Origin of the sequence: Cupriavidus necator (assembly GCF_013141915.1) — a bacterium.
Taxonomy (GTDB): domain Bacteria; phylum Pseudomonadota; class Gammaproteobacteria; order Burkholderiales; family Burkholderiaceae; genus Cupriavidus; species Cupriavidus necator_B.
Map to the genome: position 1 here is coordinate 26,514 of NZ_SROX01000002.1, position 23,411 is coordinate 49,924.

23 protein-coding genes are annotated in these 23,411 nt (G+C 67.5%); 13 read left to right on the forward strand and 10 right to left on the reverse strand.

Annotated elements, in window-relative coordinates; genetic code table 11:
• The first annotated feature begins 100 nt into the window (after nt 1–100).
• Nucleotides 101–772, forward strand: coding sequence for a hypothetical protein (locus E5S69_RS05090; protein ID WP_171513951.1), 672 nt, complete (start codon nt 101–103; stop codon nt 770–772).
• 184 nt (nt 773–956) lie between these two features.
• On the opposite strand, the gene E5S69_RS05095 is transcribed toward E5S69_RS05090, so the two are convergent.
• The gene (locus E5S69_RS05095; protein ID WP_171513952.1) at nt 957–1,994 is read right to left on the reverse strand and encodes an extracellular solute-binding protein; all 1,038 of its coding nucleotides are present in this window, start codon (nt 1,992–1,994) and stop codon (nt 957–959) included.
• A 183-nt stretch (nt 1,995–2,177) separates the two neighbouring features.
• Nucleotides 2,178–2,531 carry a hypothetical protein gene (locus E5S69_RS05100; RefSeq protein ID WP_171513953.1) on the reverse strand — a complete coding sequence of 118 codons (354 nt, stop codon included), beginning with the start codon at nt 2,529–2,531 and terminating at the stop codon, nt 2,178–2,180.
• 243 nt (nt 2,532–2,774) lie between these two features.
• Here E5S69_RS05100 and E5S69_RS05105 point away from each other — a divergent pair, with 243 nt between their 5' ends.
• Nucleotides 2,775–3,875 carry an NAD(P)-dependent alcohol dehydrogenase gene (locus E5S69_RS05105; RefSeq protein WP_171513954.1) on the forward strand — a complete coding sequence of 367 codons (1,101 nt, stop codon included), beginning with the start codon at nt 2,775–2,777 and terminating at the stop codon, nt 3,873–3,875.
• 17 nt (nt 3,876–3,892) lie between these two features.
• On the opposite strand, the gene E5S69_RS05110 is transcribed toward E5S69_RS05105, so the two are convergent.
• The 3 genes from E5S69_RS05110 to E5S69_RS05120 all read right to left on the reverse strand — a co-directional run bounded on the left by E5S69_RS05110 (nt 3,893) and on the right by E5S69_RS05120 (nt 7,457).
• On the reverse strand, nt 3,893–4,330 hold the full coding sequence (locus E5S69_RS05110; protein WP_171513955.1) for a hypothetical protein: 438 nt from the start codon (nt 4,328–4,330) through the stop codon (nt 3,893–3,895).
• An 8-nt stretch (nt 4,331–4,338) separates the two neighbouring features.
• On the reverse strand, nt 4,339–4,974 hold the full coding sequence (lolA, locus tag E5S69_RS05115) for an outer membrane lipoprotein chaperone LolA (RefSeq protein WP_171513956.1): 636 nt from the start codon (nt 4,972–4,974) through the stop codon (nt 4,339–4,341).
• Nucleotides 4,975–5,120: 146 nt separating this feature from the next.
• On the reverse strand, nt 5,121–7,457 hold the full coding sequence (locus E5S69_RS05120; protein ID WP_171513957.1) for a DNA translocase FtsK: 2,337 nt from the start codon (nt 7,455–7,457) through the stop codon (nt 5,121–5,123).
• Nucleotides 7,458–7,690: 233 nt separating this feature from the next.
• Between E5S69_RS05120 and trxB the strand changes: the two genes are divergently transcribed.
• From trxB to E5S69_RS05135, 3 genes are all read left to right on the forward strand, one after another.
• Nucleotides 7,691–8,656: a thioredoxin-disulfide reductase gene (gene trxB, locus E5S69_RS05125; protein ID WP_171513958.1), complete on the forward strand. Its 966-nt coding sequence runs from the start codon at nt 7,691–7,693 to the stop codon at nt 8,654–8,656.
• Between the two features lie 119 nt (nt 8,657–8,775).
• On the forward strand, nt 8,776–9,450 hold the full coding sequence (locus tag E5S69_RS05130; RefSeq protein WP_171513959.1) for a Smr/MutS family protein: 675 nt from the start codon (nt 8,776–8,778) through the stop codon (nt 9,448–9,450).
• Nucleotides 9,451–9,462: 12 nt separating this feature from the next.
• A complete protein-coding gene (locus tag E5S69_RS05135) occupies nt 9,463–10,104 on the forward strand; it encodes a trimeric intracellular cation channel family protein (protein WP_171513960.1) in 642 nt (213 codons plus the stop codon).
• 73 nt (nt 10,105–10,177) lie between these two features.
• Here E5S69_RS05135 and glnK read toward each other — a convergent pair whose 3' ends face one another.
• Both glnK and E5S69_RS05145 read right to left on the reverse strand, forming a co-directional pair.
• Nucleotides 10,178–10,516: a P-II family nitrogen regulator gene (glnK, locus tag E5S69_RS05140; protein WP_006162803.1), complete on the reverse strand. Its 339-nt coding sequence runs from the start codon at nt 10,514–10,516 to the stop codon at nt 10,178–10,180.
• 249 nt (nt 10,517–10,765) lie between these two features.
• A complete protein-coding gene (locus E5S69_RS05145; RefSeq protein WP_171514437.1) occupies nt 10,766–11,725 on the reverse strand; it encodes a GlxA family transcriptional regulator in 960 nt (319 codons plus the stop codon).
• Nucleotides 11,726–12,114: 389 nt separating this feature from the next.
• Between E5S69_RS05145 and E5S69_RS05150 the strand changes: the two genes are divergently transcribed.
• Nucleotides 12,115–13,104 carry an SLAC1 anion channel family protein gene (locus E5S69_RS05150; protein ID WP_171513961.1) on the forward strand — a complete coding sequence of 330 codons (990 nt, stop codon included), beginning with the start codon at nt 12,115–12,117 and terminating at the stop codon, nt 13,102–13,104.
• Nucleotides 13,105–13,107: 3 nt separating this feature from the next.
• Entirely contained in the window at nt 13,108–13,434 is a 327-nt protein-coding gene (locus tag E5S69_RS05155; protein WP_171513962.1) for a DMT family transporter, read from the forward strand.
• 67 nt (nt 13,435–13,501) lie between these two features.
• On the opposite strand, the gene E5S69_RS05160 is transcribed toward E5S69_RS05155, so the two are convergent.
• The gene (locus E5S69_RS05160; RefSeq protein WP_171513963.1) at nt 13,502–15,550 is read right to left on the reverse strand and encodes an NAD(+) synthase; all 2,049 of its coding nucleotides are present in this window, start codon (nt 15,548–15,550) and stop codon (nt 13,502–13,504) included.
• 208 nt (nt 15,551–15,758) lie between these two features.
• Between E5S69_RS05160 and E5S69_RS05165 the strand changes: the two genes are divergently transcribed.
• The gene (locus E5S69_RS05165) at nt 15,759–17,000 is read left to right on the forward strand and encodes a GNAT family N-acetyltransferase (protein WP_171513964.1); all 1,242 of its coding nucleotides are present in this window, start codon (nt 15,759–15,761) and stop codon (nt 16,998–17,000) included.
• Between the two features lie 16 nt (nt 17,001–17,016).
• Here the strand turns inward: E5S69_RS05165 and E5S69_RS05170 are convergent, their stop codons facing one another.
• Together E5S69_RS05170 and ppa are read right to left on the reverse strand one after the other, a co-directional pair.
• On the reverse strand, nt 17,017–17,589 hold the full coding sequence (locus E5S69_RS05170; RefSeq protein ID WP_171513965.1) for a cytochrome b: 573 nt from the start codon (nt 17,587–17,589) through the stop codon (nt 17,017–17,019).
• A 123-nt stretch (nt 17,590–17,712) separates the two neighbouring features.
• Nucleotides 17,713–18,240: an inorganic diphosphatase gene (ppa, locus tag E5S69_RS05175; RefSeq protein WP_013955799.1), complete on the reverse strand. Its 528-nt coding sequence runs from the start codon at nt 18,238–18,240 to the stop codon at nt 17,713–17,715.
• Between the two features lie 209 nt (nt 18,241–18,449).
• Here ppa and E5S69_RS05180 point away from each other — a divergent pair, with 209 nt between their 5' ends.
• The 5 genes from E5S69_RS05180 to E5S69_RS05200 all read left to right on the forward strand — a co-directional run bounded on the left by E5S69_RS05180 (nt 18,450) and on the right by E5S69_RS05200 (nt 23,410).
• Nucleotides 18,450–19,886: an aldehyde dehydrogenase family protein gene (locus E5S69_RS05180; RefSeq protein ID WP_171513966.1), complete on the forward strand. Its 1,437-nt coding sequence runs from the start codon at nt 18,450–18,452 to the stop codon at nt 19,884–19,886.
• Nucleotides 19,879–20,121 (forward strand): hypothetical protein, encoded by a 243-nt coding sequence (locus E5S69_RS05185; RefSeq protein WP_010813008.1) that lies wholly within the window; start codon nt 19,879–19,881, stop codon nt 20,119–20,121. The genes E5S69_RS05180 and E5S69_RS05185 overlap by 8 nt, the downstream gene beginning before the upstream one ends.
• Before the next feature lie 150 nt (nt 20,122–20,271).
• Nucleotides 20,272–21,030 (forward strand): SDR family oxidoreductase, encoded by a 759-nt coding sequence (locus E5S69_RS05190; RefSeq protein WP_171513967.1) that lies wholly within the window; start codon nt 20,272–20,274, stop codon nt 21,028–21,030.
• Nucleotides 21,031–21,110: 80 nt separating this feature from the next.
• Nucleotides 21,111–22,418, forward strand: coding sequence for an MFS transporter (locus tag E5S69_RS05195; RefSeq protein WP_171513968.1), 1,308 nt, complete (start codon nt 21,111–21,113; stop codon nt 22,416–22,418).
• A 173-nt stretch (nt 22,419–22,591) separates the two neighbouring features.
• Nucleotides 22,592–23,410: a hypothetical protein gene (locus E5S69_RS05200; RefSeq protein ID WP_171513969.1), complete on the forward strand. Its 819-nt coding sequence runs from the start codon at nt 22,592–22,594 to the stop codon at nt 23,408–23,410.
• Nucleotide 23,411: the final 1 nt, after the last annotated feature.

Genomic DNA, 23,411 nt, shown 5'->3' on the forward strand with positions numbered 1-23,411 from the left:
GCGCACCGCGCTAAAGTCGCGCCGCCTGCGGGCCGATAGCCTCTTATGGCCCGGCCCCCGCCCGGGCGCGACCCGCGGCATGACCGCCGCGCAAGAGCCTATGCTGCGATATCACATCCTGCTGTTCAAGTTGAACCGGCTCAGCCGCAACAAGCTGAGCGGCGTGGAAGAAGTCTCGCTGGCCGGACAGCTGGCCGAGATGATCGGCTCGGCCGACAGCGCCGCACGCGTGATCGACGACCTGTTCGACCATGCCAACCCGCAGGTGCGCCGCATCGCCCTCAATGCGGTCCGCCGCGCGCGGCAACTCGCTGCGCCCGCGTTGCAGCCGGCGCTGGTGCGCCGCATGGCCGATGCCGAAGCGGCGGTACGCCACGACGCCGTCTGGATCGTGCAGGAAACCGGCATGGACGGCGCCGAACTGCGCGCCGCGCTGCGCCGCCTGGCCGGCAAGGTGCAGCTGCCGTGGGACGCCGAGCGCGCCCGCGCCAACCCCGGCGATCCGGCGCTGGCCGCGCAGGTGCGCGCGCGCATGGCTTTGGACAAGCTGCTGGAAAAGAGTGCGGCAGAGCGCAACCAGGCGCTCGCGGCAATGGCGCTGGGCGCAACCGCGGACCAGCCCTATGCCGAAGGCACGGTCGGCCACAAGGGTCTGCTGCAGCGGGCGCTGGTACGGCGCCAGGCGGGGCGGCGGCTCCACAGCAGCGTCAAGCTGACGTTCCGCAAGGTCGAGACGACGCAGGTGACGGGGAACAAGCGGTTTTTGCTATGACAGCGACGTCTGGCTGCTGATAACTCAGCAACCGCTTGTTTGCTCCCTCTTCCGCGTGCGGGAGAGCAACCGTGTCAAGTCGGGATCTGGTTTTGCCAAGGCTGCCGCTATTGCCACCGCCGGCCCTCTCCCCCGCCCCTCTCCCGCAAGCGCGGTCAGGGGAGAAAACACACGCAGCTTGTCTTTACTTGAACCCCGGCCGATCCACCAGCTTCTGCGCCTGCGGCTGGTACTTGCCCAGCTCGGCCACGTTGATGGTGTCGGACTTGAACTCGCCCAGCGCTTCGAGCACGGGGTTGCTGACCTTCACGCCCTTCACCACCGGCCATTCGTTGTTGCCGTCGGCAAAGTAGCGCTGCGCCTCGTCGCTGGCCAGGTACTCCAGGAACTTGACCGCCGCTTCCTTGTTGGGCGCGTGCTTGAGCATGCCGCCGCCCGAGACGTTCATGTGCACGCCCTGGCTCGACTGGTTGGGCCACAGCACGCCCAGCTTGTCGGCCACGGCCTTGTCTTCGGGCTTGGTCGACTTGAGCAGCCGCGCGATGTAGTAGGTGTTGGCAATGGCCACGTCGCACTCGCCGGCGGCAACCGCCTTGAGCTGGTCGGTGTCGCCGCCCTTGGGCACGCGCGCCAGGTTGGCGGCCACGCCGCGCGCCCATTGCTCGGTGCGGGCCTCGCCGTCGTGGGCGATCAGGCTGGACACCAGCGACAGGTTGTAGACATGGCCGCTGGAACGCGTGCAGACCTTGCCCTTCCACTTGGGATCGGCGAGGTCTTCATAGCTGGCGATATCGCCGGCCTTGACCGCGGTCTTGTTGTAGGCGATCACGCGGCCGCGGGCCGAGAAGCCGAACCACTCGCCATTGGGATCGCGGTAGTTGGCGGGGATGCGCGACTCCAGCACCTTCGACTTCACCGGCGCGAACACGCCGGCCTGCTGGGCGCGCCACAGCCGCCCGATATCCACCGTGATGAACACGTCCGCCGGGCTGTTGGCGCCTTCATTGCGAATGCGTTCCAGCAACGGGTCTTCCTGGCCTTCGATGCGGTTGATCTTGATGCCGGTTTGCCTGGTGAAGTTGGCGTACAACGCCTCGTCAGTCTGGTAATGCCGCGCGGTGTAGAGGTTGAGTACCTTTTCCTGGGCCGCGGCCGCAAGCGGCAGCGTCAGCAGGGCCAGCGCCGCGGCGCGCGGCAGCAAGGTTCGGAGGGTGGTTTTCACGCGGTGGCTCCCCAGCATGGTTTGGGCAGCCGCCGGGCACCGCCAAGGCCGCCCGGTGATTGGATTCCGGTTAGCGGAAAACAATATTGATTCTTGTTCAGGCGGTCAAATTACATTTCTGTCATGTTGGGCGGCGCTTGCGCAGGGTCAAGATGACAGCTCAACACCGGCATGCCGGCGGGCTCAGCCGCGGCGCACCCACACCACCTTGCCGGCCTGGATCCCGAGCGTGCGCCGCTGCGGGTTGTAGTCCATGGTGCCGGGAAACTGCTGGCCGTCGCGCTCGCCCAGGCGCCATGCACAGCCTTGCAGCAAGCCGATGGCTTCGGCCTCGGGCTTCCCGACCAAGGCGTCGTCGGCAAGCTTGTCGGCAGCGCAGCCCGCCGGCGTGCCGCGCGAGCCTTGCGGGCCAGACGCCGGTGCGGGGGCTGCCGGCTCTGTCGGAGCGGCCGCGCATCCGGTCAGCAAAGCGCCGCCGGCGGCCAGCCACAGCAGTTGATGGGTCCGGCTGCGGATCATGGCAAGCATCGCGCTCATGTGTGCTCCTGTCAGGGTTGGTGAGGCTGTGGATTCTGGGACACATGGCGTCCGGCGCGGTTCAGTTTCTTTTCGGCCAGATCTGAAACTTTTGGTGGATGGGCGCCGGCCCGGCACTTTTACTGTCTGGCTTGCGCTTGACCTGGATAAACCGCGCTATAACCCAGGCGTGCTATCAAGGTTCACGCAGGCCCGGCCGGCGCCAGGCCCGTTTGCCCAACCCGTACCCAATGGGAGAAACGCATGCCCGCAATGATGAAAGCCGCAGTCTTTGTCGAGCCCGGCCGGATCGAACTGGCCGACAAGCCCATCCCCGATGTCGGCCCCAACGATGCGCTGGTGCGCATCACCACCACCACGATCTGTGGCACCGACGTGCATATCCTCAAGGGCGAATATCCGGTCGCCAGGGGCCTGACGGTAGGCCACGAGCCGGTCGGCGTGATCGAGAAGCTGGGCAGCGCGGTGGCCGGCTACCGCGAAGGCCAGCGTGTCATTGCCGGTGCGATCTGCCCCAACTTCAATTCCTACGCCGCCCAGGATGGCGTGGCCTCGCAGGACGGCAGCTACCTGGTGCCGCAGGGGCTGTGCGGCTGCCATGGCTACAAGGCCACCGCGGGCTGGCGCTTCGGCAACCTGATCGACGGCACGCAGGCCGAATATGTGCTGGTGCCCGATGCGCAGGCCAACCTGGCGCCGATCCCCGACGGCCTTACCGACGAGCAGGTGCTGATGTGCCCCGACATCATGTCCACCGGCTTCAAGGGCGCGGAAAATGCCAACCTCCGCATCGGCGACACTGTCGCGGTCTTCGCCCAGGGCCCGATCGGCCTGTGTGCGACGGCCGGCGCGCGGCTATGCGGCGCGACCACCATCATCGCCATCGACGGCAACGACCACCGGCTCGAGATCGCGCGCAAGATGGGCGCAGACGTCGCGCTCAATTTCCGCAACTGCGACGTGGTGGACGAAATCATGAAACTGACCGGCGGCCGCGGCGTCGATGCCTCGATCGAGGCGCTCGGCACCCAGGCGACCTTCGAGCAGGCCTTGCGCGTGCTCAAGCCCGGCGGCACGCTGTCCAGCCTGGGGGTGTACTCCAGCGACCTGACCATCCCGCTGGCTGCCTTTGCCGCCGGCCTCGGCGACCACAAGATCAACACGGCCCTTTGCCCCGGCGGCAAGGAACGCATGCGCCGGCTGGCCAATGTGATTGAATCGGGTCGCGTCGACCTTGGATTGCTGGTGACCCACCACTACAAGCTGGAGGATATCGTCGCGGCGTACGACCTGTTCGCCAACCAGCGCGATGGCGTGCTGAAGATCGCGATCAAGCCGCACTGAGCCGGCGCGCGCCAGCCTCAGCCTTTGGCGCGGTCGGCCAGCTTCTTCATCGCATCGGCCGGCAAGGGGCCGTGGCAGGTGCGTTCGCCACCGGCTTCGCTGACCACCAGCCATACGTGGCCCGGCTTGTCTTTCGGGTGCAGCAACCACGCCGGGCCGCGCGCATTGCTGCTCGGCGGCAAATCTTCCAGCACGCCGGTGCTGGCCGATTGCAGCATCACTGCGCATTCGCCGGCGGGCACGAGGGTGGCCTTGAGGAAGGCCGGATTGCCGAGCACCTCGGGCAACGCCGAGTCCGACGCGCGCAGGAAGGAATCGACGTCGAACTTGCTGGCGCCGCCGCCACTGCTGGCGCATGCCGCCAACGCGAGCACCCCGGCGCCTGCCAGCACCGCCGCGCCAAGGCGGCGATACGTCGGGCCCGATCCTGCTGACACCTGCTGCGCATCCATCATGGCGGCCCTCATTGCTTCATCACATCGGCACCCTTGGGCACCGTGAACCGGAATGCATCGGCTGCCAGCGGCGGGTTCTTCTGCATGCCGGTGAAGGTCAGCAGCGTGGTGTTGCCGAACGCGTCGCGCAGTTCCATGGCCTCGAGATTGCCGGCCTTGAAGCCGATGCCGATGCGCTCGAACTGCGTGTCCTTGGCCTTGGGCGTCAGTTCGAGCCATTCCACGCCATCGCGCGTCGGTCCGTTCTTGACCACGAAGTTCTTGTCGAGGTCGTTGCTGCCGAACAAGATCGCCGCCGGGCTGGAACCGAGCGCGCCGTCGAGCTTGCGCTCGGTGACCTGGTTCAGGTCCTTGTCATAGATGTACAGGGTCTGGCCGTCGGCCTGCAGCAGCTGCTCGTAAGGCTTGGTATAGCGCCAGGTGAACTTGCCGGGGCGCGCGAACACGAAGGTGCCGCTGGAAGTGCCGGTGACCTTGACGTTGTCGCCCTGCCCCTTGACCTGGCGCTGAGTGAATTCGCCGCGGGCGCTTTTCACGCCGGTGACAAAGCTCTGCAGCTGGTCGGTGGCGGCGGCATGGGCCGGCGCCTGCAGGGCAAACATCGCCAGCGCGGCGCAAGCCGACACGAGGATGCGGTTTCGCATGGTTCGGGTCCTGGTAGTTGTAGGGATGTTGCCGTGCTCAGTCGGGCACTGGCAACCTGTCCTTTTAGAGCAGCCGGCTGCGCGGGGATTCCGCGCGCCGCGCGTCGCCGGGTAACGGGATATTACGAAGGCTGCGCGAGCGGCGCTCAGTCATCTTCGCGCGCGGCGCCGCCGCCCTGCACCAGGATGTCGCGGTTGCCGTTGCCCGACATCGCCGAAACCAGCCCGGCCTTCTCCATGTCCTCGAGCAGCCGCGCGGCGCGGTTATAGCCGATGCGCAGGTGGCGCTGCACCAGCGAGATCGACGCGCGCCGGTTCTTCAGCACCACCTCGACTGCCTGGTCGTACAGCGGATCGGCTTCGCCGCCGCCACCGCCGATGCCGGCCCCGCCACCAAACCCGTCGCCACCGCCGGCGTCATCGCTCAGGCCGCCTTCCAGGATGCCCTCGATGTAGTTGGCCTCGCCGGATTCCTTGAGCTTTTCCACCACGCGGTGGACTTCCTCGTCGGAGACAAAGGCGCCATGCACGCGCACCGGCAGGCCGGTGCCCGGTGCCAGGTATAGCATGTCGCCCATGCCCAGCAGCGCTTCGGCGCCCTGCTGGTCGAGGATGGTGCGCGAGTCGATCTTGCTGCTGACCTGGAACGCAATCCTGGTCGGCACGTTGGCCTTGATCAGCCCGGTGATCACGTCCACCGACGGGCGCTGCGTCGCCAGCACCAGGTGCAGGCCGGCGGCGCGCGCCTTCTGCGCGATGCGGGCGATCAGCTCTTCCACCTTCTTGCCGACCACCATCATCAGGTCGGCCAACTCGTCGATGACGATGACGATGGTGGGCAGCTTGTCCAGCGGTTCCGGCGCGTCCGGGGTCAGGCTGAACGGGTTCGGGATCTTCTCTTCGCGGGCCGCGGCCTCGTCGATCTTCTTGTTGTAGCCGGCCAGGTTGCGCACGCCCAGCTTGCTCATCAGCTTGTAGCGGCGCTCCATTTCGCCGACCGCCCAATTCAGCGCATTGCCGGCCTGGCGCATGTCGGTCACCACCGGGCACAGCAGGTGCGGGATGCCCTCGTAGACGCTCATTTCCAGCATCTTCGGGTCGATCAGGATCAGGCGCACGCTTTCGGCCTTGGCCTTGTACAGCAGCGACAGGATCATCGCGTTGATGCCCACCGACTTGCCCGAGCCGGTGGTGCCGGCCACCATGCAGTGCGGCATGCGCGCGAGGTCGGCCACCATCGGCTTGCCGGCAATGTCCTTGCCCAGCGCCATGGTCAGGCTCGACGCGCTCTCGTTATAGACCTGCGAACCCAGGATTTCCGACAGGCGCACGGTCTGGCGCTTCGGATTGGGCAGCTCCAGCCCCATGTAGTTCTTGCCCGGGATGGTCTCGACCACGCGGATCGACACCAGCGACAGCGAACGCGCCAGGTCGCGCGCCAGGTTCACCACCTGGCTGCCCTTGACCCCGGTGGCGGGCTCGATCTCGTACCGGGTGATGACCGGGCCCGGATAGGCCGCCACTACCTTGACCTCGACGCCGAAGTCCTTGAGCTTTTTCTCGATCAGGCGCGAGGTGAATTCCAGCGTCTCGGCGCTGACGGTTTCCTGGTGCGGCGGGATCGGGTCCAGCAGCGACAGCGGCGGCAGGTCCGAGTCCTGGATATCGGCGAACAGCGGCTGCTGCTTCTCGCGCTCGACGCGCTCATGCTTGGGCACCGCCTGCGGGCGCACGATCTGCACCGGCGCCGCCTCTTCGATGCGCACGCGCTGGACCTCGACGGTTTCCTTGCGCTCGGTCTTGGCGGCCTCGCCGATGATGCGGTCCTGCTTGCTCTCGCGGCGGGCCTTGAAGCCGAGAAACAGGGTCTCGACAAAGCCGCCTATCTGCTCGGCCACGGTCAGCCACGAGAAATGGAAGAACAGCGACAGCCCGATCGCCAGCAGCAGCAACAGCAGCAGCGTCGCGCCGGTAAAGCCCAGCGCCACCTGCAGCCAGCCGCCGAGCAGGTCGCCCAGCACCCCGCCCGGGGCGCGCGGAAGCGCGGCACGCAGCGGGTACATGCGGATTGCCTCCAGGCCCATGCTGGAGAACAGGGTCAGCGCAAAGCCGATCCAGCTGACGGTTACGCCCTGGCGGTGCAGGCCGTGGTCGGTGCGCTCGGGCAGCTCGGCGGTCAGCGTGCGCCAGCCGCGCCAGCAGCGGCGCACCAGCAGCACCGCCAGCCAGTAGGCGGAAAAGCCGAAGATAAAAAACAGAACGTCTGCCACCCAGGCGCCGACGCGGCCACCCAGGTTGTGGATATCGGCAACCTGGTTGGCGTGCGACCAGCCGGGGTCGGTCTTGCTGTAGCTGGCCAGCACGCACAGGAAACCCAGCGTGACGGCCAGCAGCAGGAACCAGCGGACTTCGCCCAGCAGTTTGCCGATGCGGGATGGCAAGGCTGAGGGATCGGTGCGGGTGGTCGTGGTAGCTCGGGCCATGCCTGGTGAGACTCGCGTGTTAGGTGATTCCGGGTGGGTGTTGGACCGATGCCGCCTTCGGTCAGTGGTCGCTCGCCAGGTGACCGACAGGCATCGTGGCGGCCATTTTAACGTGGCCCGAGACTATCGCGCCCATTGGAATTTGCAACAGTGAGCAAATGCGGCTCCTCTTATAATGTCGCTTTCGAGCAATGCCGGTGGGCACCGTGCCGCACCGGCCACAGGAACGCATCATGGCAAAACACGCAAAAGTGCTGATTCTCGGTTCCGGTCCCGCCGGCTACACCGCCGCGGTCTACGCGGCCCGCGCCAACCTGGAACCGGTGCTGATCACCGGCCTGGCCCAGGGCGGCCAGCTGATGACCACCACCGACGTCGAGAACTGGCCGGGCGATGCCAAGGGCGTGCAGGGCCCCGAGCTGATGCAGCGCCTGCTGGCGCACGCCGAGGAATTCAAGACCGAAATCATCTTCGATCACATCCATACCGCGAAGCTGGTGGATGAAAAAGGCCAGCCGGCCCGTCCGTTCACGCTGATCGGCGACGCCGGCGAATATACCTGCGACGCGCTGATCATCGCCACCGGCGCTTCCGCGCAGTACCTGGGCCTGCCGTCCGAAGAGTCCTTCATGGGCCGCGGCGTGTCGGCCTGCGCCACCTGCGACGGCTTCTTCTACAAGAACCAGGAAGTCGCCGTGGTCGGCGGCGGCAATACCGCGGTGGAAGAGGCGCTGTACCTGTCGCATATCGCCAGCAAGGTCACCGTGATCCACCGCCGCGACAGCTTCCGCGCCGAGCCGATCCTGGTCGATCGCCTGCTGCAGCGTGAAAAGGAAGGCCGCGTGGTGATCCGCTACGACAGCGTGCTGGACGAAGTGCTGGGCGACGATTCCGGCGTGACCGGCATCCGCGTGCGCGGCGCCAAGACCGGCCAGACCGAAGACCTGAAGCTGGCCGGTGTCTTCATCGCCATCGGCCACAAGCCCAACACCGACCTGTTCACCGGCCAGCTGGCCATGGAGAACGGCTACCTGGTGACCAAGTCCGGCCTGCAGGGCGACGCCACCGCCACCAGCGTGCCGGGCGTGTTCGCCGCCGGCGACGTGCAGGACCACGTCTACCGCCAGGCCATCACCAGCGCCGGCACCGGCTGCATGGCGGCACTGGACGCGCAGCGCTTTGTCGAAGCCTTGAAGTAAGCACTATCCCTTCCGCCGGCCGGGCCGTCGCCCGCCCGCCGGCGCGTCCCCCCGGCGCCGCCCCGCCCGCGGGCCCGCCAGTCGATATAATCGGCGCCGAGCCTCCGGAGATTTTTTCAATGACGCACGGCGCCCGCAAACCCGACCGACCGCCGCAACGCCTCGGCCTGAACGACCTTGCCAGGCTGCGCGACACCCTCAAGGCCGATACCGAGCGCCGCGAAGCCGAGCGCATTGCCGCCGAGCAGGCGGCCCAGCGCGCGCGCGCCGAAGCCGATGTCTTCCGCACCAGCGTCGGGCAGGTCAGCCAGCTGCGCGACCGCAACCGCGCCCACCATCCCCCCAGCAAGCCCGCGCCGGTGCCGGTGCAGTCGCAGCGCAACGACCAGGCCGTGCTGCAGGCGTCGCTGTCCGACGAGTTCGATGTGGAAAGCCTGCTGGAAACCGACGAGACGCTGTCGTTCCGCCGGCCCGGCATCGGCATGGACGTGGTGCGCAAGCTGCGCCGCGGCGAATGGGTGCCGCAGGACAAGGTCGACCTGCACGGCCTGCGCAGCGACGAGGCGCGCGAGGCGCTGGCCGAGTTCCTGCGCCGCTCGGTGCGCAACGGCGTGCGCTGCGTGCGCGTAATTCACGGCAAGGGCCTGGGCTCGCCCGACAAGCTGCCGGTACTCAAGGGCAAGGTGCGCAGCTGGCTGGTGCAGAAAGAGGAAGTGCTGGCCTTCGTGCAGGCGCGCGAAGCCGAAGGCGGCGCCGGCGCGCTGATGGTGCTGCTGCGCCCGCCGCGCACCTGACGCCGCGCCCGGATGCACGTTCCGCTCGAGTTGCTGATGGGGCGGCTGCCCCTGATCCTCCACATCATGGAGGTGATCGGCGTGCTGGCCTTCGCGGTCTCGGGCGTGGTCGACGCGCGCAAGCAGCGCCTGGACGTGGTCGGCACCTTCGTGGTGGCCTTTGCCACCGCCTTTGGCGGCGGCACCTTGCGCGACGTGCTGCTGGACCGACGCCCTTTTTATTGGGTCGACCACGAAGGCTATGTGCTGCTGATCTTCGCGATGTCGTTCGGCGCATCGTTCGTGCTGCGCGTCGTCAGCCGGGTGGCTTCGGACCGGACCATGATCGTGGCCGATGCCATCGGGCTGGGGCTGTTCTCGGTGACCGGCGCCTCGCTGGCGCTGGTGGCGCAGATGACACCCACCGTGGCGGTGATGATGGGCATCATCTCGGCCGTGTTCGGCGGCGTGGTGCGCGACGTGCTGTGCAATGAAGTGCCGATGATCCTGCGCGACCGTTCGCCCTATGCCACCTGCTCGTTCATCGGCTGCTGGATCTATATCGGCCTGACCTGGGTCGAGGTCCGGCAGGAGGCGGCGTTGCTGACCGGCGCGCTGGCGATCATCGCGATGCGCCTGGCGTCGGTGCGCTACGGCTGGAAGCTGCCCAGCTAAGCCGCGCCTGAAGCGTCGGCTCCAATGAAAACGCCGCCCTGCAAGGCGGCGTATCGCTGAGCTGGCCGGTGGCTCAGACCGCGGCTTCGTCCTGCTCGCCAGTGCGGATGCGGATCACGCGCTCGATCTCGGTGACGAAGATCTTGCCGTCGCCGATCTTGCCGGTGTGGGCGGCCTTGACGATGGCATCCAGCACGGTGTCCAGCTGGTTCTCGGCCACCACCACTTCGATCTTGATCTTGGGCAGGAAGTCGACCACGTACTCGGCGCCACGGTACAGCTCGGTATGCCCTTTCTGGCGGCCAAATCCCTTTACTTCGGTCACCGTCAGCCCGGTCACGCCAACGTCAGCCAGGGCTTCACGCACCTCGTCGAGCTTGAACGGTTTGATGATGGCGGTAATCTGCTTCATGACTGGCCCCTGTTTATCGTTTGTTCACGCGCCTGAAGGCGCATCGCCGCGGACGCGGCGCTCTCCGGGTGGCATTTTAACAGTCATTGGCGCCGTGCATCCCCCGCAATCCCTCGCCTGGCGCGGCCTGGGCGTTGGACAGCGCGCATCCCGGCGCGCGGCAATGTCGTTCGCGCCTGTGGACAACCTTGTGGAAATCCCTGCGGAAATGCTGTGCAAAGCCTGTGCATAGCAGGTGCTTGCCCATGATCACGCCGCGTTGAGGAAGCGGCGGCGGTAATCCGAGGGCGCCACGCCGATCCGGCGCAGGAAGGCGCGCCGCAGGTTATTGGCGTCGCCAAAGCCGGCCAGCGCCGCCACCCGCTTGAGCGGGTGACGCGAGCCTTCCAGGAGCCGGCGCGCGGCGTCGATGCGCGCCGCCTCGACAAATTCGGCCGGCGTCACCCGGCATTCCTGGCGGAAGACCCGGGCGAAGTTGCGCGTGCTCATGCCCGCACGTGCGGCCAGCGCATCGACCGAGAGATCGTCCGCAAGATGCTCGACCAGCCAGTCCTGCACCTCCCGGATGGCATTGCGCTCCGCCGTCTGCGCCGCCAGGTGGGCGCTGAACTGCGACTGGCCGCCGGGCCGCTTGAGGAACATCACCAGTTCGCGCGCCACGCGCAGGGCCACCACGCGGCCGAAATCCTCCTCGACCAGCGCCAGCGCAAGGTCCAGGCCGGCGGTCACGCCGGCGGAGGTGTACACGTTGCCATCCTTGACATAAATGCGGTCCGGCTCGACCTGGACCCCGGGAAACATGCGGGCCAGCTGATCGGTGGTGTTCCAGTGCGTGGTGGCGCTGCGCCCGTCGAGCACGCCCGCATGCGCAAGCATCATCGCGCCGGAGCAAACCGAGCCGATGCGTCGCACCGTGCGGGCCTGCCGGGCCAGCCATGCGCCGATAGTTGCATCCTGCGCCTGCTGCCAGAGCGCCGGGCCTCCGGCGACGAGCAGCGTGTCGATGTCGTCACTGGCGGTCTCGAGCGTCGCGTCCGGCTCGATGCGCATGCCGTTGGAGGCCCTCAGCATGCCCGGCCCCGGCGCGATGATCTCGAACTGGTAGGCCCCGGGCTGACCGGCCTGGCGCGCGCCTTCGTGAAAGACATCGAGGGGGCCGGCCAGATCCAGCATCTGGAAGCCTGGAAAGGCGACGACGGCAATTTTCATGGAGGGTATTGGCAAAGACCGCCCCGGGACCTCGGGATGGCGGGATATTGCAAGTGTAGGCAAATTCAGCCAACGGTGCATCGCTCCAAAGACATCGGGTCGAGGGCCACCCATGACGGAGCCCGCCCAGGGTCCTTTCGGGTGGAGTGGCGCGGCGCGGCGGCCGTGTTGCGCAAGTTTCGATACAACGGCCGCAGTCTAGGCAGGAACTACCGCGCCGCTACTGGCAGCAAGCGCCGTGCCGTTGTCCGGATTTGACGCCTATATCTACTATCGGCCAAAACCCGCGGCAAACCATAATTCCCTTCACCAGCCGCTCCCCTGCCGACGGGATTGGCGGCCCCTCTATCCCGCCCGTCCCTACCGGGCTTACCGACACGCCATACGCCATGACGCCTGCCACCCACCCCGCCACCACGCTGCCGATGCCCCGCAGTTCGGTCAAGCATCTCCCGGTCAACCTGTTCGCCGCCGTCATGGGCCTGTCCGGGCTGTCGATGGCCTGGCGCGGCGCTGTCACTGCCTTTGGTGCCAATCCGGCCATCGGCGACGCCATTGGGGTGGTTGCGGTGCTTGCCTTCGTGGCCCTGGCCGCCGGCTACCTGGCCAAATGGAAGCGCTACCCCGAAGCCGTGCGTGCCGAGTTCAGTCATCCGGTCGCGGGCAACTTCTTCGGCACGGTCGCCATTGCCATCCTGCTGCTGTCGTCCGTGGTTGGCGTGCACCATGCAGGGCTCGGGCAGGCAATCTGGACGGTGGGCACGGTGATCACCGTGGCGCTGTCTTTCCTCATCGCCGGCCGGCTGTTCCGCGGCCGCACCGAACCGGCCAATGTGGTGCCCGCCTGGCTGATCCCGGGCGTGGCGACGCTGGATATCGCCGTGGCCGGCGGCACCATGCCGATGGCCTGGGCGCATGAGGTCAACCTGTTCGCGGCCGCCGTCGGTACCGTGATCGCGCTGGTGTTCTTCACCATGATCTTTTCGCGGCTGGTCCACCAGGATCCGCTTCCCTCCGGCATGGTGCCGTCGCTGATCATCCTGATGGCGCCGTTCGAAGTTGGCTTTCTGGCCTACGTCAACGTGACCGGCCAGGTCGACCTGTTTGCCGGCATGCTGTTCTACTTCGGCCTGTTCCTGTTCATGCTGCTGTCGTGGCGTGTGTTCCGCCGTCCAGTGCCGTTCGCCCCGTCGTGGTGGGCCATCAGCTTTCCGATGGCGGCGCTGGCGAACGCGGCCCTGAAGTATGCGGACCATGTGCAGGCCGGCGTGTTGTACTGGCTGGCCGGGCTGATGCTTCTGGTCCTGACGGTGGCGATCGCGGTGCTGTCCGTACGCACCCTGCATGGCTTGTTCACGCATCGCCTGCTGGCCGGCTGACCGATGTCCTGGACCCTGCTGTTCGTGGCCGGCGTGCTCGAGATCGCCTTCGCCTTCGGCATGAAATGGTCGGCTGGCTTCAGCCGGTTCTGGCCCAGTGTCTATGCGGTGGCGACCGGGCTGTCCAGCATTGTCCTGCTGACCCTGTCGCTGCGCGCGCTGCCCGTGGGAACGGCCTATGCGGTATGGACCGGCATCGGCGCGGCTGGCACCGCGGCGCTCGGCATGCTGTGGCTGGGCGAGCCGGCATCGCTGGCGCGCGCGGCTTGCATCGCGCTGATCCTGTGCGGGGTGGTAGGACTCAAGCTGGTCTCCGGGCCGGCCGCCTGAAGGCCCGCCCGGATGAAAACAGCCCGCACCGGGCGGGCCATTTCACCGCGCAGAAAACCCTGCAGCACTAGGCCGGCACCTTGTCCAGGTCCGCCAGCCACACCACCGACTCCGAGTCGCTCGGGGCGCGCCAGTCGCCGCGCGGCGACAGCGAGCCACCCGAGCCCACCTTGGGCGCATTCGGCACGCAGGATCGCTTGAACTGGCTGGTGCGGAAGAAACGGTCCAGGAAGATCGCCAGGTTGCGCTTGATGTCGGCCAGGCCGTACTGGTTGCGGACCACATGCGGGCCGTTGGGCCAGATGCCGCGCTCGCGGTCGCCCCATGCATGCTGCGCCAGGAAGGCGATCTTGGACGGGGTAAAGCCGAAGCGCAGCGTGTAGTAGAGGTTGAAGTCCTGCAGCTCGTACGGGCCGATAGTGCTCTCGGTCTTCTGCTCGGGGCCATGGTTGCTGTCGCCGGGGATCAGTTCCGGGCTGATATCGGTATCGAGCACCGCCAGCAGCACGTCCGAGCCCCCCTCGCCCACTTGCCCGGTCTCGGCCACCCAGCGCACCAGGTGCGAGATCAGCGTCTTTGGCACGCTGGCGTTGACGTTGTAGTGCGACATGTGGTCGCCCACGCCGTAGGTGCACCAGCCCAGCGCCAGTTCGCTCAGGTCGCCGGTGCCGATCACGATGGCATGGTGGAAGTTGGCCAGCCGGAACAGGTGGTTGGTGCGCTCGCCCGCCTGCACGTTCTCGAAGGTCACGTCGTAGACCTTCTCGCCGGCGGCATACGGATGGCCCAGGTCTTTCAGCATCGCCAGGCACGACGGCCGGATATCGATCTCGGTCGCGGTGCAGCCCACCACCTGCATCAACTGGCGCGCCTGCTGCAGCGTGCGGCCGCTGGTGGCAAAGCCGGGCATGGTGTACGCCAGGATATTGGCGCGCGGCAGGCCGAGCCGGTCCATCGCCTTGGCGCAGACCAGCAGCGCGTGGGTGGAATCCAGCCCGCCCGAGACGCCGATCACCACCTTGCTGATGTTGCTGGCCGACAGCCGCTGCACCAGCGCCTGCACCTGGATGTTGTAGACCTCCATGCAGCGTTCGTCGCGCTGGCGCGGATCGGCCGGCACGTACGGGAAGCGTGCCACGTTGCGCTCCAGCGGCAGCGATTTTTCCAGCGTCAGGTCGAGCGGGAAGCGCACCACGCGGAACTGGTCCACCTCGGCCTTGTGCCGCCGTACCGAGTGGCCGAAGGTCACCTGGTGCATGCGCTCGCGCGACAGCCGCTCGACGTCGATATCGGCGAACAGCAGGTGCGAGGTATCGGCAAAGCGCTCTGACTCCGCCAGCAACTCGCCGTTCTCGCAGATCAGCGCCTGGCCGTCCCAAGCCAGGTCCGTAGAAGACTCCCCCTTGCCGGCCGAGGTGTACAGGTAGGCTGCCAGGCAGCGCGCCGATTGCTGCGACACCAGCTGGTGCCGATAGCCCGACTTGCCGACCACGATATTCGATGCCGACAGGTTGACCAGTACCGTGGCCCCGGCCAGCGCCGCGAACGACGACGGCGGGATCGGCACCCAGACGTCCTCGCAGATTTCGGCATGGAAGCGGAAGTCGGGGATGTCCTCGAGGTCGAACAGCAGGCCGGCGCCGAACGGCACCTCCTGGCCCAGCAGCTGGATCGACGCGACCACGGCGTTGTCGGCGGCGCTGAACTGGCGCGCCTCGTAGAACTCCCAGTAGTTGGGCAGGTAGGTCTTGGGCACCACGCCCTGGATACGGCCACGCGCCACCACCACGGCGCAGTTGAACAGCTGGTGCTCGACCCGCAGCGGCATGCCGACGATCAACGCCGCCGGCAGCTTGCGCGAGGCCTCGACGATGGTCGCCAGCGCCGCCTGGCAGGCGTCGAGCAACGCGCGCTGGTGGAACAGGTCATCGCAGGTATAGGCCGACAGCCCCAGCTCCGGGAACGCGACCAGCACGGCGCCGCGCTGCGCCGCCTGCGTCGCCAGGGCAATGGTCTCGTTGGCGTTGAAGGCCGGGTCGGCCACCCGGCAGACCGGCACGCCCACCGCGACGCGCGCAAAGCCATGCGAATACAGGTTGAAAAACAGGTTTTTCATATCGGGCCTTGGTATTGGAATCCTGCGGTGGGCCGGCGCAGCGGGCCGCAAGCATGCGCCCCGCCTCCGACGCATCCTTGGATGCCTGGAACAGCACTATTGACCGGGATGCTCCATTCTACGACGCCCGCCCGGCGCCTGCCGCGCAGCGCAGCCATCGCGCGGCGTTTCCGGTAGACTCGACCGATCACAGACGGAAACTGGTGCAATGCAGTCTGAATCATGCGTGCCGGGACACGGACACCCGGCACGGCAAAAGCGCGACGGGGCGGGCAATGCTGCCCCCGAATACCGTACCGAAATCGTCTCCGACCTGACCCGGATCGACGCCGCCGCCTGGGACGCCCTGGTGGCCCGCCACGCCGACGCCACGCCCTTCCTCAGGCATGCCTTCCTGCACGCCCTGCACGCCAGTGGCAGCGCCTGCGCCGCGACCGGATGGCATCCGCGCTACCTGACCTTGTGGGCGCCGCCGGCGGCGGGCCGCCCGGAACGGCTGGCGGCCGCCATGCCGCTCTACGCCAAGGATCACTCCTATGGCGAGTACGTCTTCGACTGGGCCTGGGCCGACGCCTATGCCCGCAACGGCATCGAGTACTACCCCAAGTGGCTGGCCGCGATCCCGTTCACGCCGGTGCGCGGCGCGCGGCTGCTGGCCGAAGACGCCGATGCGCGCCGGCTGCTGCTGCAGATAGCGCTGGCGCTCGCCGCTGAAAGCCAGATGTCGTCGCTGCACATCCTGTTTCCGGACGAGGCCGAAGCCGCGCTGATGCAGCAGGCCGGCATGCTGATGCGGCACGGCGTGCAGTTCCACTGGACCAATGGCGGCTACAGCAACTTCGACGACTTCCTCGCCACGCTGTCGCAGAAGAAGCGCAAGAACATCCGCGCCGAGCGCAGGCAGGTAGCCCAGGCAGGCATCACCTTCCGCCGCCTGCGCGGCACGGAGATCGACGACGAGGCGTGGAAGTTCTTCAACCGCTGCTATCGCCAGACCTACCGCGAGCACCATTCCACGCCCTACCTGAACCTGGACTTCTTCCGCCGCATCGGCACCGCCATGCCGCAGCACCTGCTGCTGGTGATCGCCGAGCGCGCGGGCCAGCCGATCGCCAGCGCGCTGCTGGTCTATGACGATGCGCCCGAAGTCAGCACCCTCTATGGCCGCTACTGGGGCGCGCTGGAATACCACCCCTGCCTGCACTTCGAGACCGCGTACTACCAGCCGCTCGAGTTCTGCATCGAACAGGGCATCGGCACCTTCGAGGGCGGCGCACAGGGCGAGCACAAGATGGCGCGCGGCTTCCTGCCGGTGGCCACGCGCTCGGCCCACTGGCTGGCGCACCCGGCCTTTGCCGATGCTGTCGAGCGCTTCCTGGCGCGCGAGCGCCAGGGCATCGACGCCTACCTGGACGAACTGGGCGAGCGCAACCCGTTCGCGCGCGCCTGATGCGGGGACGCTGCGCTCAGCGCCACATCCGCCGCAGCGTGTGGTCGCCCAGCATGTAGTGATGGAATAGCGCCGCCATCGCGTGCAGGCCGATGACCAGGTAGAACGCGGTGCCCAGGGTCTCGTGGAGTTCCTTGACGGTGTCCTTCAGCGCCGGGTCGGCCGCGACCAGCGCGGGCACTTCGAGGCCCAGCGCAGGCAGCGACAGCAGGTGGCCGCCGGCGTTCATCGCCAGCAGGCCCAGCAGCGGCTGGGCCAGGATAAACAGGTACAGCACCCAGTGCATGGCCGCGCCGGCCCGCTGCATCCAGCGCGCGCCCGGTTCCGGCACGGGGGCGCCGTGCACCAGGCGCCACAGCAAGCGCGGCACGGCCAGCACCAGCACCAGCGCGCCGGCCCATTCATGCACCGCCATGGCCAGCGCGCGCGGCGGCGTGCCCTTGGCGAAGTTGCCCTTCAGTTCGATCGCGGCATAGGCCAGCGCCACCAGCCCGAATACGATCCAATGGAAAGACACCGCGAGCCGGTCATAGCGGGGCGACGACGTCAGGGTCTGCGGCGATGTCTGGACTTTGGTGACGGGATGCATGGGGACTCCTGTTGTCAGTACCCGCATAGCGTAGCGCACGCCATTGGGGCGGGTCCTAATGCGCATCAAGCGCGCGGCAATAAAAAAACCCCGCCTAAGCGGGGCTGCCGGGGGCGGTTCAGCTTACTTCTTGTAGTTCGCCACGCCGTCGGTGATTTCCTTGTGGGCTTCCTCGATGCCGGCCCAGCCTTCAACCTTCACCCACTTGCCAGCTTCCAGTGCCTTGTAGTGCTCAAAGAAGTGCTTGATCTGGTCGAGCTGGTTCTGCGGCACGTCCGACAGGCCCTTCATGTAGGCGGTGGCCGGCGACAGCTTGTCGAGCGGCACGGCCACCAGCTTGGCGTCGACACCCGACTCATCGGTCATCTTCAGCATGCCAAGTGCGCGGCAGCGCACCACGGCGCCGGCCAGGATCGGGAACGGCGACAGCACCAGTACGTCGACCGGATCGCCGTCGCCCGACAGCGTCTGCGGGATGTAGCCGTAGTTGGCCGGATACCGCATGCCGGTGCCGATAAAGCGGTCGACGAACAGCAGGCCGGTTTCCTTGTCGGCCTCGTACTTCACCGGATCGCTCTGGGCCGAGATCTCGATGATGACGTTGAAATCGTTGGGGATGTCCTTGCCCGGGGATACGAGATTGAAGCTCATGCGGTTCTCCAGATGCGTGCGGTGTGTGTTGGATGGCGGGCATTATAGCGGCTCATGCCTGACCGCAGGCTGACAGGCCGGCCCGCCGCGGCGCCTTGCGGGCCGGCCGGCGTCGGCGATAATGGCGCATTCTTCAGCCGTCGCTGAATAGCGCAGCGCCCCCGCTGCCCTGCCCTCTGTTGTTGCACCCTGCTGCCCCGGAGCCATCCATGCACGCCCAGCACTTCGTCGCCAACCGCCTGATCGCGCCCGACAACGGCCTGCGCATCAAGGTGTTCGATCCGTCCAACGGCGAGCCATTCGCCGAGATTGCGCGCGGCAACGCCACCGATATCAATGTCGCCGTCCATGCGGCGCGCCAGGCCGCCGACGGCGCCTGGGGCCAGATGGCCCCGGCCGAGCGGGTGCGCCTGCTCAACCGCGTCGCCGTGGCGCTGATCGCCCACGAGGAGGAACTGGCCGCGCTCGAGGCCCGCGACACCGGCAAGCCGCTGCGCCAGGCGCGCGCAGACGCGCGCGCGGTGGCGCGCTATTTCGAGTTCTACGCCGGCGCGGTCGACAAGCTGCACGGCCAGACCATTCCCTACAACCCCGGCTACACCGTGCTGACGGTGCGCGAGCCGCACGGCGTGACCGGCCACATCATCCCGTGGAACTATCCGCTGCAGATCTTCGGGCGCAGCGTGGGCGCGGCGCTGGCCGCGGGCAACGCGTGCGTGGTCAAGCCCGCCGAGGATGCCTGCCTGTCCTTGCTGCGCGTGGCCGAGATCGCCGCGGAAGCCGGCCTGCCCGAAGGCGCCCTCAACCTCATCACCGGCTACGGCCACGAGGCCGGCGCCGCGCTGGCGCGCCACCCCGGCATCAACCATATCTCGTTCACCGGCTCGCCCCAGACCGGCAGGCAGGTGTCCCAGCTGGCCGCCGAGAACCACGTGCCGGTCACGCTGGAACTCGGTGGCAAGTCACCGCAGATCGTGTTTGCCGATGCCGACCTCGACGCGCTGGTGCCGGTGGTGGTCAACGGCATCGTGCAGAACGCCGGCCAGACCTGCTCGGCCGGCAGCCGCCTGCTGGTGGAGCGCCCGGTCTACGACCTGCTGCTGGACAGGCTGGCGTCGGTGTTCGAATCGCTGCGCGTGGGCCCGTCCGAGCTGGACCTGGAATGCGGCCCGCTGATCAGCCGCAAGCAGCAGCAGCGCGTATGGGACTTCGTCTCGGATGCGCAGCACGCCGGCGTGGCGGTGATGGCTCAGGGCCAGATCGTGGCCGAGGCACCCGAGGCCGGCTACTACCAGGTGCCGATGCTGTTCCGCGACGTGCCGCCGGCGCACCGGCTGGCGCAGGAAGAAGTGTTCGGCCCGCTGCTGGCGGCGATGCCGTTCGACACCGAGGCCGAAGCCATCGCGCTGGCCAACGGCACGCCCTACGGGCTGGTGGCCGGGGTCTGGACCCGCGACGGCGGGCGCCAGCTGCGCCTGGCGCACAAGCTGCGCGCGGGCCAGGTCTTTATCAACAACTACGGCGCCGGCGGCGGCGTGGAGCTGCCCTTCGGCGGCAGCGGCCAGTCCGGCTACGGCCGCGAGAAGGGCTTCGAGGCCCTGTACGGATTCACCACACTGAAAACCATCGCCATTCAACATGGGTAACATCAACTTCCTGTCCGTCGCCTTCGCCATCTTCTTTTTCTGGATGGCATGGCATGTCCGCAACAAGCGCGCCACCAATCCTTCGGGCATGCCGCGACTGCAGGTGTTCAAGCGCAAGTGGGGCGATGTGGTGGGCGACCGCGTGCACTGGTGCCTATACGTGGCGCTGCCCTTCCTGCTGGCGCTGATGATGGTGGCGAACGCGCTGCGGGGGCGTGGGCCGTTTTCGCATTGAGCGAACGAGCTCCAATCATGGATGGCGCTTGAACGGGCCAACGCCCGTCGTGGACGCTCCCCTCTCCCGCGAAGCGGGAGAGGGAGCAACCCGCAGGACTTGATCACTCAGCAGCAAACACAGTACGCACACCAATAAAGGAGACAAGCCATGAGACTGGCCAACAAGGTCGCGATCGTCACCGGCGGCGGTTCCGGCTTCGGCGAAGGCATCGCCCATACCTTTGCGCGCGAGGGCGCCAACGTGGTGGTGGCCGACCTGCGCGAGGATGCTGCCGAGCGTGTCGCCGCGGCGATCCGCGACGCCGGCGGGCGCGCCCGCGCGGTTCGCGCCGACGTCTCGCGCGAAGCCGACACCGAGGCCATGCGCGAGGCAGCGCTCGCCACCTTCGGCGACGTGCATATCGTGGTCAACAACGCCGGCACCACGCATCGCAACAAGCCCATCCTGGAAGTCACCGAAGACGAGTTCGACCGCGTCTACGCCGTCAACGTCAAGAGCATCTACTGGTCGGCGCGCGCCTTTATCCCGCATTTCCGCCGGCGCGGCGGCGGCGTGTTCGTCAATATCGCTTCCACCGCCGGCATCCGGCCGCGGCCCGGACTGGTCTGGTACAACGGCAGCAAGGGCGCGGTGATCACGGCGAGCAAGGCCATGGCCGCGGAACTCGGCCCGGACAATATCCGCGTCAACTGCGTCAACCCGGTGATCGGCGCCACCGCGCTGCTGGAAGAATTCATGGGCATGCCCGACACGCCCGAGAACCGCGCCCGGTTCCTCGCCACCATCCCGATGGGACGCATGTCCACGCCGCAGGACGTGGCCAATGCGTGCCTGTACCTGGCTTCGGACGAAGCCGCCTTCATCACGGGCACCTGCATCGAGGTGGACGGCGGCCGCTGCGTCTGAACCCGCGCCGGCCGCTTGCCCAGTCGTACGGTAGCTGTAAGAACGCGTCACACAGAAACGCCATTTCCTCAGGAGACAGCATGACAACGACCGCAGTGAACCCCGGCGTCAACGACGCCGCCTTTGAAGACGCCATCTACCGCAAGGTCAGCTGGCGCCTGGTGCCCTTCCTGCTGCTGTGCTACGTGGTGGCCTACCTGGACCGCGTCAACGTGGGCTTCGCCAAGCTGCAGATGCTGAACGCCCTGCAGTTCAGCGAGACTGTCTACGGGCTTGGTGCCGGCATCTTCTTCATCGGCTATTTCCTGTTCGAAGTGCCCAGCAACGTGATCCTGCACAAGGTGGGCGCGCGCATCTGGATCGCGCGCATCATGATCACCTGGGGCGCGATCTCGGCGGCGATGATGTTCGTCACCACGCCGACCATGTTCTACGTGCTGCGCTTCCTGCTGGGCATTGCCGAAGCCGGCTTCTTCCCCGGCATCATCCTGTACCTGACCTACTGGTACCCGGCCAACCGGCGCGGGCGCACCACCACCTTCTTCATGACCGCGATCGCGCTGTCGGGCGTGATCGGCGGGCCGCTGTCGGGCTGGATCATGCAGTCCTTCGACGGCCACAACGGCTGGTTAGGCTGGCAATGGATGTTCCTGCTGGAAGGGATTCCGTCGATCCTGGTGGGGCTGTGGGTACTGGCCTACCTGGATGACCGCATCACTCACGCCAAATGGCTGTCGGCGGAAGAAAAGGCGCTGCTCGAGCGCAATATCGCCAGCGAGAACGCGCACAAGGAAGACCCGCCGATTCGCACCGTGCTGTCGAGCCCGCGCGTGTGGCTGATGAGCGCGATCTATTTCTGCTTCGTGATGGGCCTGTACGGCGTCAGCTTCTGGCTGCCCACCATCATCAAGCAGACCGGCGTCAAGGGCGCGCTCGATATCGGCCTGCTGACCGCCATCCCCTACGGCTGCGCGGTGATCGGCATGGTGCTGGTGGCCTATAGCGCTGACCGCAGCGGCGAGCGCCGCTGGCATATCGCGCTGCCCGCGCTGGCCGGTTCGGTGGGACTGCTGCTGTCGGTGCAATGGCACGGCGATACCACGCTGGCGATGGTGGCGCTGACGCTGGCCACGATCGGCATCCTGACCACGCTGCCGCTGTTCTGGAGCCTGCCCACCGCCTTCCTCGCCGGCACCGGCGCTGCCGCGGGCATTGCGCTGATCAACTCGCTGGGCAATCTTGCCGGCTTCCTGAGCCCGTACGCGGTGGGCTGGCTCAAGGACCTGACCCACAGCACCGATTCCGGCATGTACCTGCTGGCCGCATGCCTGGTGGTGGGCGCGGCGCTGACCCTGTCGGTGCCGAAGCGGCTGGTGAGCCAAAAGTGAAGTCGCCCGGGCGCCGCTTGGCGTCCCGAAAGCGCCGTCGACTGACGCGGTTGTAGGACCACGCCCGGCAGTGTCGGCCATCGGTGGGCCCTAGCATGGAAAAGAGACACCCGGAGTGATCCCGAGGGGGTCCTCCGGGGCATCTGATTCCGAAGCTTGCCAAGGAGGCCACGATGCCGCAACTGCCCCCGTTTGCCCCTACCCGTTCGCTGGAGGTCGTGGAAGCGCGCCTGGCCCGCCGCTCGCGCGTGAAGCGCCTGGTGCTCGCACTCGGCGCCGGCGTGGTCGCGCTGCTGGCCATGCTGCCGGCCGCCAGCCATGCCCAGGCGCCCGTGGTCGATGCCGCCCCCGCGCCGGCAACGCCCGCCGCGGCGCCAGCGCCCGGCACCATCGCGCCAACCCCAGGCGTCACCACGCCGGCGGCACCGACCGAGCCGCCCGCCGCCACGGCCCCGCCATCCACCACCGTACCGCCGGCGGCGACCATGCCGCCTGCCACCCAGCCCGCGCCCGGCATAGCGGCACCAGCCCCGGCGGCCCCGCCGCCGATGGCCGCGCCGACGCCCGCGCCAGCCGGCACGCAGCCCGCGATGCCCGCCCCGCCGCCCATGGCAGCTCCGGCGCAACCGCGGCCGCCCGTGGCCGTGCCGCCCGCGCCGCCGCCACGTGACGCGATGGTGCAGCGCCAGGCCGGCCCGGTGGCCTATATCTGCGGCGGCGTCGCCGAGGACGAGCAGGTCGCGCTGCAATCGCAGGCACGCAAGTACAACATGAGCCTGCTGTTTACCCAGGGCGCCCGCGGCGAGTACCTGTCGGATGTCGACGTCAAGCTGATGCGCGGCGGCAAGGAAGTCGCCAGCTTTGTCGCCGACGGCCCGCGCTGCCTGCTGAAGGCGCCGTCGGGCACCTACAACGTACGCGCGACGTACCAGGGCCGGACCAAGACCATGACGGTCAGCACCAACAGCAAGAACGCGCAGATGCGGTGGTAGT